This window comes from Paenibacillus sp. JCM 9796 (genome assembly GCF_055379675.1).
This window is the reverse complement of the sequence record NZ_AP043723.1, coordinates 4,852,779-4,865,039: the sequence shown is the minus strand read 5'-3', so window position 1 is coordinate 4,865,039 and position 12,261 is coordinate 4,852,779. Positions and strand designations below refer to the sequence as shown.

Here is a 12,261-nt window from a genome sequence, read left to right as displayed (position 1 = left end):
TGAACGGCCAACGACGAGTTGGACGGCGTTCCCCGCCGTTATGAGGGATCAAGACGGATGAGCACGCTCATCAAGTAAGGTGGTACCGCGGAAGTTATGGCTTTCGTCCTTAGAGGACGGGGCCTTTTTGCATTTACCGGGACCCTCCTCCAATCGTAACGGAAAAGAGTGAAGTATATGTCGCAAGCCATTGTCGTCAAAATCGGAAGCAGCTCGCTCACGTCGGATGAAGGGGGGCTGAACCGCGATAAAATCGTGTTCTTCGCCTCGGAACTGGCTTCTCTGCACCGCGCCGGTTATCCGGTGCTGCTCGTCACCTCCGGCGCGGTCGCGGCCGGGTTTCGCGAGCTCGGCTATGCATCCCGTCCCAAATCTCTGCATGAGAAGCAAGCTTCGGCGTCCGTCGGGCAAGCGCTGCTGATGCAGGCGTACCATGATGCATTCGGACGCCACGGTGTCGGCGTCGGTCAAATTTTGCTTACCCGCTCCGACTTTTCCAACCGCAAACGCATCCATAACGCGCAGATGACGCTGGAGGAGCTGCTTCGAAGGCGCATGGTGCCGATCATTAACGAGAACGACACCGTCTCGGTCGATGAGCTGAAATTCGGCGACAACGATACGTTATCCGCCCTGGTCGCTAATCTGGTACGGGCGCGCAAGCTGGTCATCCTGACCGATACCGACGGGCTCTACACGGAAGATCCGCGGAAAAACGCCGAAGCGAAACGGATCGACCGCGTGAACGAAATCGACGAAGAGCTCTACCGGATCGCCGGAGGCTCGGGCTCTTCCGTCGGCACCGGCGGCATGCGCTCCAAGGTTGAAGCGGCCCGCATCGCGATGCGCGGCGGCATTCCCGTCTTCGTCGGCCGGGTTATGGAACCCGGCGACTTGACGCTTGCGGTGGACGGCTCCGGCAAAGGCACGTATTTCGATACGAGCGAACACAATTTGCCGATGAAGAAGCAGTGGCTCGGCTTCCACTCGCAGCCGCAAGGCCGCGCCGTCGTCGACGACGGCGCGGAACGGGCGCTCATCGAGGGCGGCAAAAGTCTGCTGCCGGCCGGCGTGAAGGAAGTTTCCGGCGACTTTCACCCGGGCGACGTCATCGAGGTTGTGAACGCGAGCGGGCAGACGGTCGGCCGGGGCGTCGTCAATTATGCGGCGTGGCAGCTTCAAGCCGTTGCCGGGTTAAGCACCGACGAAGTGCTGAAGCGCATCGAGGTGCCGCGGCTCGAAGTCATACACCGCGACGAATGGATTACCCTCGCCGCGACGGCGAAAGCAAGAGATAGCGCAAATTCGTAAGATCAGCTTACTTACTTAAAGGAGGAACAGGCGAATGACGACTGTTTACGATACCCATACTTCTGAAGTGACGATAAAGGCGAAGCTGGCTAAAGCGGCCTCGCCGAAGCTTAGCTTGCTCTCCACCGGGCAGAAGAACGCCGCCCTGCTCCGCATGGCTGAAGCGCTGGTTCAGGAAGCCTCTTCGATTATCGCCGCTAACGCGCTCGACCTGCAGCGCGGCCGCGAGAACGGCATCTCGGTCTCGCTGCTCGACCGGCTCGCGTTAAACGAGTCCCGCATCGCGGCGATGGCCGAAGGCTTGCGCCAAGTCGTGGAGCTGCCAGATCCGATCGGCGATGTGCTCGAAGCGTTCGACCGGCCTAACGGGCTGTCGATCCGCAAGGTGCGCGTCCCGCTCGGCGTGATCGGCATGATCTACGAAGCCCGCCCGAACGTTACGGTCGATGCGGCCGGACTGTGTTTGAAAACCGGCAACGCCGTCGTCCTGCGCGGCGGATCGTCCGCTCTTGAATCGAACAAACGCATCGTAGAGGTACTGCACGAAGCGCTTCGCGAAACCGACGTTCCCGTCGATGCGCTGCAGCTCGTGCTGGATCCGAGCCGCGCCTCGGCCCAAGAAATGCTCAAGCTGAACGGCCTGCTTGACGTGCTCATTCCGCGCGGCGGCGCTTCGCTCATCCAGAATGTCGTGAAGAACGCTTCCGTACCGGTCATCGAAACCGGCTCCGGCATTTGCCATACGTTCATCGATGATTCGGCGAAGCCGGAGATGGCGCTGCAAATCGCCATCAACGCCAAAGTGCAGCGCCCCTCCGTCTGCAACTCGATGGAAACGCTGCTCGTGCACAAGTCGTTTGCCGAACGGCATCTCGAGATGATCCTGCACCAGTTCGCACAGCAGAACGTTGAACTGCGCGGCGACGAACAGGCCCGCCGCATCTTCCCCGGCATGAATGAAGCCACCGATCAGGATTGGGATACCGAGTATAACGATTACATTCTCAACGTACGTATCGTGGATGGGTTGGACGAAGCGCTGGCGCATATCGCCGCTCACGGGACGATGCATTCCGAATGCATCGTAACCGAAAATGCCGACCATGCCGCCCGTTTCTTGAATGAAGTCGACGCCGCCGCCGTTTACCACAACGCCTCCACCCGTTTTACCGACGGGTTCGAATTCGGCTTCGGCGCGGAAATCGGCATCAGCACGCAAAAGCTTCACGTCCGCGGACCGATGGGCCTGCCTGCCTTGACATCGAGCAAATACTGTGTCGTCGGCAACGGCCAAATCCGGGGATAACGAACATATAAAGGAGTCCTTCAACGTGTCCAACACTTTAGCTTCAATAAATATCGCCTTTATCGGCGCAGGCTCGATGGCCGAAGCCGTCATTCGCGGCCTGATCGACAAGGGGGGCGTCCAAGGCGAGCGCATCTTCGTCGCGAACCGCTCGAATGCGGCTCGATTGCAGGAGCTTCAGCAGACATACGGCATTCGTTATACGCAAGACGAAGCCGCCAAAGAACAGGCGATCCGCCAAGCGGACGTCGTCGTCATCGCCTTTAAGCCGAAGGATGCCGCAGAGGGCGTGCGGCTTCTCCGCGGGCTGTTGAACGAGCGCCAGCTGCTCGTCTCCGTCATTGCCGGGCTATCCATTGAAACGATATCCGGGCTGCTGGAGAACCCGCGCATGCCGGTTGTGCGCACGATGCCCAACACGTCCAGCACGATCGGTCTCGGCGCAACCGGTATCAGCTTCTCCGCAGCCGTCAACGCCGAACAGCGGCAAATCGCGACCGACATGTTTCGGTCGACCGGCATCGTCAGCATCGTCGACGAGCCGCTGCTCGATACGGTCACCGGCCTGTCGGGAAGCGGCCCCGCTTACATCTATTTCATGATGGAAGCGATGATTGAGGGGGGCGTCCAAGGCGGCCTCAACCGCGAGGAAGCGCGCCGGCTGACCGTGCAAACCGTACTTGGCGCCGCCCGCATGGTTGAGACGACCGGCGAGGAGCCGGCCGAGCTGCGCCGCAAAGTAACGTCGCCGAACGGCACGACACAAGCCGCGCTCGAGCTGATGGCCGGTCGCGGCTTCAGCGAGACGGTCACGCAAGCCGTGCTTCGCTCGGCTGAGCGCGCTTCCGAAATCGGAGCCGCCATCAGCGATTCCGTTACGTCCCAAAACAAATAAAGGAGGTGGATTATCGTGAGTTTGCCCTTGCCAGCTTCTTATTGCATAGCGACATACCGCTGTTATGACGAGAAAGCGGATTTTCATAAGAAAGCAACCGGTATCGCCGTCGGTCTGACCGTCGGCAGCTGGACGGATTTGCCCGAAGCGCGGAAGGCCGAGATGGAGAAACACCTCGGCCGGGTCGTCTCCGTCGACGTCCATGAACCCGCTGCCGGCGAATCGCTCGGCGAACGGTACGCCGACATTCGGATCGCCTATCCGGACGTCAACTTCAGCCGCGACATTCCGGCGCTGCTGGTCACCGTATTCGGCAAGCTGTCGATGGACGGCCGTATTAAATTGACCGATCTCACCTTCTCGCCTTCGTTCCTGGACGCCTTCCCGGGTCCTCGTTTCGGTCTGCAGGGCGTACGCGACCTGCTCGGCGTGCAAGACAGACCGCTGCTGATGAGCATCTTCAAATCGGTAATCGGCCACGATTTGCCGGCGCTGCGCGAGCAGTTCTACCAACAGGCTCTTGGCGGCGTCGATTTGATCAAGGACGATGAGATCTTGTTCGAGAACCCGCTGACGCCGATCGAACGACGCGTTGAGGTGTGCATGGAGGCAGCGGAGCAGGCCGGACGCGAAACAGGTCAAAAGCTGCTGTATGCCGCTAACCTGACAGGTCCGACGTTCGGTTTGGTTGAGCAAGCCAGGCGCGCCATCGGAGCCGGCGCCAATGCGCTGCTGTTTAACGTGCTGGCCTACGGATTCGACGCGCTTGCCGAGCTGAGCCGTCATCCCGACGTGAACGTGCCGATTATGGCGCACCCGGCGCTCGCCGGCGCCTTCTACCCCTCGGCGTACCACGGCATTTCGGCTAACGTCCTGCTCGGCAAGCTGATGCGCCTGGCCGGAGCGGATCTCGTTCTGTTCCCTTCCCCGTACGGATCGGTCGTCATGCCGCTGGAGGAAAACATGGCCATCAAGGATGCTCTCCTAACAACCGAAGCGTCCGGCTATGTGACGGGCGGCCGCGCTGCGGACCAGCTGTCGCTGCGGACCAGCTTCCCGGTGCCGTCCGCCGGCATTCATCCGGGACTTGTGCCGTGGATCTTGCGCGACTTCGGACATGACGTCGTGGTGAACGCCGGCGGCGGCGTCCATGGTCACCCGATGGGCGCAGCGGCCGGAGGACGCGCGTTCCGTCAAGCGATCGACGGCTGCTTGAGCGGCATTCCGCTAAGAACGTATGCGGAAACCCACCCGGAACTGCAGGCGGCAATTCAAGCTTGGGGGATTAAAGAATGAGCAAGCGGCGCGTTATTTTTTGCGATTTCGACGGCACGATTACCGTCAACGACAACATCGTTGCCATTATGAAGCATTTTCAGCCGGAAGGCTGGGATAAGCTTGTGGATCAGGTGATTAACAAAGAAATCACGATTCGCGAAGGGGTCGGACGCATGTTCGCCCTCCTTCCCACCTCCCGCAAGGAGGAAGTGATCGACTTTGCGATCCGCAATGTGACGATTCGTGCGGGGTTCGCCGAGCTGCTCGACTATTGCATGCGTGAAGGCATTACGTTTCTCGTCACCAGCGGGGGAATCGACTTCTTCGTGTATCCCGTACTGTCGGCGTTCCCGATTCCGAGCGACAATATATACTGCAACGCCAGCGATTTCAGCGGCTCGCATTTCCGTATCTTGTGGCCGCACGCGTGCGACGAGCATTGTCATAACGATTGCGGGATGTGCAAAACGACGATCATTCGCGCCTATCCCGCAGATGAATACGAACGTATCCTGATCGGCGACAGCGTGACCGACTTCGAGGGGGCCAAGCTTGTGGATACGGTTTATGCGCGCGCGCACCTCATCGATTTGTGCAAGGAACTCGGCTTGAATTATAAGCCGTTCGAAAACTTTTATGATGTGATCCAGCATATAGAGGAGTTGAACGTAAGGTGAGCTTCAGCGCCATTACGCTAGAAGAGAAACAGCAGGCGTTCGCCGAGCTGCGGGAAATCAAAACCTTGCTGTCCTCACGGGGATGGTTTCCGGGGACAAGCGGCAACCTGTCGATCCGCGTGGGCGGGTTCGCCCCCGAGCAGTTCGCTTTCGCCGTGACGGCGAGCGGCAAGGACAAATCGGTCAATACCCCGTCCGACTTCCTGCTCGTCGACCAGAACGGGAAAGCGATCGAAGCGACGAGCTTGAAGCCGTCGGCGGAAACGCTGATCCACTGCGAGATTTATCGGGCAACCGGAGCAGGCGCCATTTTCCATGTGCATACGGTATTCAACAATGTGATCTCGGAGTGGTACGCCGAACGCGGCAGCGTGCCGATCGACGGCGTCGAGCTCATCAAGGCGTTCAACATCTGGGACGAGGAAGCGCAGATTGAGATTCCGATTGTGCCCAACTATGCGGACATTCCGCGAATCGCCGAGCTCGTGGAACGATCGATTCTCCCGCGCATTCCCGGCATCCTCATTCGCAAACACGGCATTTGCGCCTGGGGCGCCAATGCATTCGAGGCGAAGCGCCATCTGGAGGCATTCGAGTTTTTGTTCGAATACGCCTATAGGCTTGCTGTATTGAAGAAATAAGCAGGGCGCTTGCCGGCCCGTGTTGCGGACTTACCTTACATCGTAGAGATGACGCCCATGCTGGGCCGTAACATTAGAAAGCCCTCTGTCACACGGTGACGGAGGGCTTTCTCCATATATTGACCTTCCAAATCGATCGAAACTAAAAGCCTTGCTCGACTTATTTCCCGTATTCGCTCGGGTTCGCACGCCATGCCTGCAGCGCAGCCAAATCCTGCTCCTGGATGCTGCCCTTCGCAAGGGCAACCTGCAGCAGCGTGGTGTAGTTGGTCAACGTCTCGAACGGGACGCCTGCGCCGTCGAACGCTTCTTTCGCCTTATCGAACTGGTACGAGAAGATGCCCAGTACGCCAAGCGCAGCGGCACCCGCTTCGTTCACGGCAAGCGCAACCTTCAGCGAGCTGCCTCCGGTGGAAATCAGGTCCTCGATGACGACGGTCTTCTGCCCCGGGCGGATCGTGCCTTCGATCAGGTTTTCTTTGCCGTGGCCTTTCGCTTTATCGCGTACGTATACCATAGGCAGGCCAAGTTTCTGCGCGACCCAAGCCGCGTGCGGAATACCGCCCGTCGCCGCTCCGGCAATCACTTCGGCATCCGGAAAATATTCGCGGATGATCGAAACGAACCCTTCCGCGATCCGTTCGCGGACTTCCGGGTACGAGATGGTCAGCCGGTTGTCGCAATAAATCGGTGATTTCAAGCCCGACGTCCAGGTAAAAGGCTGCTGCGGCCGCAGGGCGACCGCGCCGATGGACAGCAAATCGGCTGCGATTTGTTCCGCAAGCTGCGGGTTGGTACGAATCGTTGTGGCGCTCATTAGGGTATGCTCCTTTTATGGGGATTATCGGTTGAAAAGCTCGTGCTCCATTCCAGTTACAGGCTGGTTACATGCCAGCTCCAGCTTAGCAGCCCGTTTCGACGGAAGCGATAATCGCTTCCAGCGCCGCTCTCGGGTCCGGCGCAGCCGTGATGGGACGCCCGATGACGACATAATCGGTGCCTTGCGCAAACGCCTCAGGCGGCGTCATGACGCGCGATTGATCGCCGATGTCGGCCCCCGCCGGACGAATGCCCGGCGTCACGGTGACAAAGCCGGTGCCGCATGCCTCTTTGATGCCCGCGACTTCATGCGGCGAAGCGACGACGCCGGCCATGCCCGCAAGCCGCGCCAGCTTCGCATACCGGATGACCGCATCCTCCACGCTGCCGGCAATACCGATCTCGTCGTTCAGCGTCGCCTGGTTCGTGCTTGTCAATTGGGTCACGGCGATAAGCAGCGGCTTGCTGCCTTGTCCCGCTCCGGTCACAGCTTTATCGACGCCTTCCCGAGCCGCTTCCATCATCCGGACTCCGCCCGCGGCATGCACGTTGAACATGTCCACGCCGAGCCGCGTAATGCTCTCGGCCCCGCCCTTAACCGTATTCGGGATATCGTGCATCTTCAAATCCAGGAAAACGTTGTAGCCCTTGTCCTTCAGCCTCGCTACGAACGCGGAACCTGCGCTGTAGAAAAGCTGCATGCCCACCTTCATGTAACAAGGAATGCCTTCGAGCGACTTCACAAGCGTCTCCGCCTGCTCCTCGCAAGCGTAGTCCAAGGCTACCATGATGCGTTCCGCCGCCAACCTGCCGTTCTTTGTCATTCGTCCGTCTCCTTCTCGTTTCCTTCTCATTCGGGCCCCATCAAGGGATTAGCACAGCGCTCCGCAGTCAAGCCGGAGACACTGTGCTAATTCGGGTTTGCTGCTTATAGTTACGCTTGATGCGCAGGCATCGGCGTCGATTGGAAGTAAATCGATTCCAGCACGTGCAGCAGCGCGCTGACGGTATCGAGCGAGGTCATGCACACGACGCCGTTCTCGACCGCTTCGCGGCGAATCCGGAAGCCGTCGCGCTCCGGCATTTTGCCTTTAGTGAGCGTGTTGACGACGAAATGCGCTTCGCCGTTGCGAATCAGATCCAGAATGTTCGGCGAGCCTTCGCTCAGCTTGTTGACGCGGGTTACGTTCAGCCCGGCTTTTTCAAGCGCCGCCGCCGTACCGCCTGTCGCTACGATGCGGTAGCCCAATCGGTCGAAGCCGCGGAAAATTTCCGTCGCTTCCGCCTTGTCTTTGTCCGCAATCGTCGCGATGATGGCGCCGGTCGGCGGCACTTTCATGCCGGAGCCGATCAAGCCTTTGTAGAGCGCCTTCGCGAACGTTTTATCGCGGCCCATGACTTCGCCCGTCGATTTCATCTCCGGTCCGAGCGTCGTGTCGACGCGGCGCAGCTTGGCGAAGGAGAACACCGGCACTTTAACGGAAACGTAGTTGTCTTCCGGCCACAAGCCGTTCTCATAACCCATATCCGCAAGCGTCTCACCCATGATGACGCGTGTCGCCACGTTAGCCATCGGGATTTTCGTGACTTTGCTCAAGAACGGAACCGTCCGGGAAGAACGCGGATTGACTTCGATCACGTACACTTCATCTTGATAAATGACGAACTGGATGTTGACGAGGCCGACCACTTGCAAGCCGCGGGCGATTTTCGTCGTGATGTCGATAATTTTTTGCTTCAGCTCTTCCGATACGGTTTGCGTCGGATACACCGCGATCGAGTCGCCGGAGTGCACGCCCGCCCGCTCGATATGTTCCATAATGCCCGGAATCAATACGGTTTCTTTGTCGCAAATGGCGTCGACTTCAACTTCTTTACCGAGCATGTAACGGTCGATCAGGACCGGATGCTCCGGATTGATTTTCACTGCGTATTCCATGTAGCTGAGCAGCTCTTCGTCGGAGTAGACGATTTCCATCGCCCGGCCGCCCAATACGTAGGACGGGCGCACGAGCACCGGATAACCGAACTTCGAAGCCATGCCAACGGCTTGATCGACCGAAGTGACGGTGCCGCCCGGCGGCTGAGCGATATCGAGCGAGCGCAGCAGCGCTTCGAACTTCTTACGGTCTTCGGCCGCATCGATGTTCTCCAGATCCGTACCGAGAATGCGAACGCCGGCTTGGGACAGCGGTGCCGCCAGGTTGATCGCCGTTTGGCCGCCGAACTGCACGATGACGCCGATCGGCTGCTCACGCTCGATGACGTTCATGACGTCCTCGAAGAACAACGGCTCGAAGTACAGACGGTCGGACGTATTGAAGTCCGTCGACACGGTTTCCGGGTTGTTGTTGATGATGACCGCTTCGTAACCGGCGGCCTGAATCGCCCACACCGCATGAACGGTCGAGTAATCGAACTCGATGCCTTGTCCGATCCGGATCGGTCCGGAGCCGAGCACGACGACCTTCTGTTTCGTCGTCTCCTTCACTTCATCTTCGGTTTCGTAGGTCGAGTAATAGTAAGGCGTCGAAGCTTCGAATTCGGCTGCGCACGTGTCGACCATTTTGTACACCGGCTTCAGGTTCAGGCCGAGGCGGTAAGCGCGAACGTCCGCTTCTTTCGTCATGTTCAGCCCTTTGTCGGCCGACTGGCGAATTTCGGCGATAGCGCGGTCCGTAAACCCTTTGCGCTTCGCTTCATATAACAATTCCGGCGTCAGTTCCGGCTGCTGGAGCTCGGCTTCGAATTTAATCATGCCCTCGAGCTTGTGCAGGAACCACCAGTCCACCTTCGTCAAGTCCTGCAGCTGCTGCACCGTGTAGCCGCGGCGCAAAGCTTCGGCGATCAGGAACATCCGCTCGTCGTCCGGCTTCACCAGACGCTGCTCCAGCGTCGCTTGGTCCAGCAAATCGGTTTCTTTCAAGAACAGACGGTGGACGCCGATTTCAAGCGAACGGATCGCTTTATGGATCGATTCCTCGAACGTACGGCCGATCGCCATGACTTCGCCGGTCGCCTTCATTTGCGTCCCGAGCTTCCGGTTGGCCGAGGTGAATTTATCGAACGGCCAGCGCGGAATTTTCGACACGATGTAGTCGAGCGTCGGCTCGAAGCAGGCGTATGTTTGACCCGTGACCGGGTTGACGATTTCGTCAAGCGTGTAGCCGATCGCGATTTTTGCAGCCATTTTGGCGATCGGGTACCCTGTAGCCTTGGACGCCAGCGCGGAAGAACGGCTCACCCGAGGGTTAACCTCGATCACGTAGTATTGGAAGCTGTGCGGATCAAGCGCGAACTGAACGTTGCAGCCGCCCTCGATATTCAACGCGCGAATAATTTTCAAGGAGGCCGAACGCAACATTTGGTACTCGCGGTCGGACAGCGTCTGGCTCGGAGCGACGACGATCGAATCGCCCGTGTGGACGCCTACCGGATCGAAGTTCTCCATGTTGCAGACGACGATACAGTTATCGTTCGCATCGCGCATGACCTCGTACTCAACTTCCTTCATGCCGGCAATGCTTTTCTCGATCAAGCATTGGTTAATCGGGCTGTAACGAATCCCGGATGCGACCGTTTCGAGCAGCTCTTCTTCGTTCGCGCAAATCCCGCCGCCCGTTCCGCCCAGCGTATAGGCCGGACGCACGATGATCGGATAACCGATCTCATTCGCAAAATCAACCGCTTCCTGCACCGTCGTCACGATCGTGCTGTCCGGCACCGGCTGCTCCAATTCGCGCATCAGATCGCGGAACAAGTCGCGGTCTTCCGCCTTCTCGATCGCGGTCAGCTGCGTACCGAGCAGCTTCACGTTCTCGCGTTCGAGCACGCCCGCGCGAGCGAGCTCCACGGCCATATTCAGGCCGGTTTGACCGCCGAGCGTCGGCAGCAAGCCGTCCGGACGTTCTTGACGAATAATTTGCGTGACGAAATCCAGGGTGATCGGCTCGATATATACTTTATCAGCCATGTTCGTGTCGGTCATGATCGTAGCCGGGTTGCTGTTGATCAGAACGACCTCGTAGCCTTCTTCTTTCAAAGCTTGGCAAGCTTGCGTCCCGGCGTAGTCAAATTCCGCCGCTTGGCCGATGACGATCGGACCCGAACCGATAACGAGAATCTTTTTAAGTGTATTATTTTTTGGCATAGGTCAATTCCCCTTTCGAAACGGATCCTGCGGCGCCGTTCGCCTGCTGTTCGTAAGCCGCTGCGAGTTGCGCTTGGCGTGAAATCTTCGGCGTATTTTTTTGATGGTCGCGGATCATGGTCAGAAATTCGTCGAACAAATAGCTCGAATCGAACGGTCCCGGTGCGGCCTCCGGATGATATTGTACGGAGAAAGCCGGGTATTTCTTATGGCGCAAGCCTTCGATCGTACGGTCGTTGTTGTTGATGTGCGTCACTTCCAGCTCCGTGCCGGCGATCGATTCTTCCTTAACGGTGTACCCATGGTTCTGGGACGTGATGTAGCAGCGGCCGGATTTCAGTTCTTTCACCGGATGATTGCCTCCGCGATGACCGAATTTCAGCTTCTCGGTGTCGGCTCCGCTCGCCAAGGCGAACAATTGATGGCCGAGGCAGATGCCGAAGATCGGGAATTCGCCGAGCAGCTCGGCGATCATCTTCGCCGCATGCGGCACGTCTTTCGGATCCCCAGGGCCGTTGGACAGCAGAATGCCGTCCGGCGAGAGGCGGCGGATTTGCTCGGCCGTCGCATCCTGCGGAACGACGACCACATCACAACCGCGCTTCGTCAGGTCGCGCAGAATGCCGCTTTTGGAACCGTAATCGACAAGCACGACGCGCTCTTTCGTCCCCGGCGCGCTAAACACGCTTTTCGTCGAGACGCGGGACACTTGGTCCGTCATGAGCGGCGTCCCGTTCAACTGCTCGAGCAGCTCTTCGACGCGCTTATCCGATGTGGTCAAGATGCCTTTCATGACGCCAAGATGGCGGATGCGGCGGGTCAACATCCGCGTATCGATGCCGCTGATCCCGATAATGCCGTATTCTTTCAACAGGTTGTCCAGCGAATACTCGGCTCTCCAGTTGCTCGGCACGATCTCGTGCTCGCGCACGACAAAGCCGTGAATGAACGGACGGATCGATTCGAAATCGTCGCGCGCAATGCCGTAGTTGCCGATCAGCGGATACGTCATCGTGACGATTTGCCCGCAGTAAGACGGGTCCGAGAGAACCTCCTGATAACCTGTGATACCTGTATTAAAAACGACCTCGCCCACCGAGTCGCCGGTGCTTCCGAACGCCTTGCCGGTAAACAACGTACCGTCTTCCAACAACAATCTTGCCTGCATCGATGCTCACTCCTTA

At 58.6% G+C, this 12,261-nt stretch carries 10 protein-coding genes and 1 other annotated feature (1 of these 11 cut by a window edge); of the genes, 6 read left to right on the top strand and 4 right to left on the bottom strand.

Annotated elements, in window-relative coordinates; translation table 11 throughout:
- Window positions 1-114: a binding site (T-box leader), on the top strand (it extends 100 nt beyond the left edge of the window).
- Between the two features lie 63 nt (window positions 115-177).
- Genes proB through ACZ439_RS23310 form a run of 6 tightly spaced genes read left to right on the top strand, consistent with a single transcriptional unit; the run spans window position 178 to window position 6,108 of the window.
- Window positions 178-1,311, top strand: coding sequence for a glutamate 5-kinase (proB, locus tag ACZ439_RS23335; protein WP_464620270.1), 1,134 nt, complete (start codon window positions 178-180; stop codon window positions 1,309-1,311).
- Between the two features lie 34 nt (window positions 1,312-1,345).
- Window positions 1,346-2,617, top strand: coding sequence for a glutamate-5-semialdehyde dehydrogenase (locus ACZ439_RS23330; RefSeq protein ID WP_155615260.1), 1,272 nt, complete (start codon window positions 1,346-1,348; stop codon window positions 2,615-2,617).
- A 25-nt stretch (window positions 2,618-2,642) separates the two neighbouring features.
- Window positions 2,643-3,512 (top strand): pyrroline-5-carboxylate reductase, encoded by an 870-nt coding sequence (proC, locus tag ACZ439_RS23325; RefSeq protein WP_054798760.1) that lies wholly within the window; start codon window positions 2,643-2,645, stop codon window positions 3,510-3,512.
- A gap of 15 nt (window positions 3,513-3,527) precedes the next feature.
- Window positions 3,528-4,808, top strand: coding sequence for a 2,3-diketo-5-methylthiopentyl-1-phosphate enolase (locus ACZ439_RS23320; RefSeq protein ID WP_201318403.1), 1,281 nt, complete (start codon window positions 3,528-3,530; stop codon window positions 4,806-4,808).
- Complete coding sequence (locus tag ACZ439_RS23315) at window positions 4,805-5,467, top strand: 2-hydroxy-3-keto-5-methylthiopentenyl-1-phosphate phosphatase (protein ID WP_464620269.1); 663 nt, start codon at window positions 4,805-4,807, stop codon at window positions 5,465-5,467. Before ACZ439_RS23320 ends, ACZ439_RS23315 begins: the two co-directional genes overlap by 4 nt.
- On the top strand, window positions 5,464-6,108 hold the full coding sequence (locus tag ACZ439_RS23310) for a methylthioribulose 1-phosphate dehydratase (RefSeq protein WP_054798718.1): 645 nt from the start codon (window positions 5,464-5,466) through the stop codon (window positions 6,106-6,108). Before ACZ439_RS23315 ends, ACZ439_RS23310 begins: the two co-directional genes overlap by 4 nt.
- A gap of 160 nt (window positions 6,109-6,268) precedes the next feature.
- Here ACZ439_RS23310 and pyrE read toward each other — a convergent pair whose 3' ends face one another.
- From pyrE to carA, 4 genes are all read right to left on the bottom strand, one after another.
- Entirely contained in the window at window positions 6,269-6,925 is a 657-nt protein-coding gene (gene pyrE / locus ACZ439_RS23305; RefSeq protein ID WP_054795543.1) for an orotate phosphoribosyltransferase, read from the bottom strand.
- 85 nt (window positions 6,926-7,010) lie between these two features.
- On the bottom strand, window positions 7,011-7,751 hold the full coding sequence (gene pyrF, locus ACZ439_RS23300; protein WP_054795542.1) for an orotidine-5'-phosphate decarboxylase: 741 nt from the start codon (window positions 7,749-7,751) through the stop codon (window positions 7,011-7,013).
- 110 nt (window positions 7,752-7,861) lie between these two features.
- Window positions 7,862-11,077, bottom strand: coding sequence for a carbamoyl-phosphate synthase large subunit (gene carB, locus ACZ439_RS23295; protein ID WP_127607258.1), 3,216 nt, complete (start codon window positions 11,075-11,077; stop codon window positions 7,862-7,864).
- The gene (gene carA / locus ACZ439_RS23290; protein ID WP_127607256.1) at window positions 11,064-12,245 is read right to left on the bottom strand and encodes a glutamine-hydrolyzing carbamoyl-phosphate synthase small subunit; all 1,182 of its coding nucleotides are present in this window, start codon (window positions 12,243-12,245) and stop codon (window positions 11,064-11,066) included. The genes carB and carA overlap by 14 nt, the downstream gene beginning before the upstream one ends.
- Window positions 12,246-12,261 lie beyond the last annotated feature (16 nt).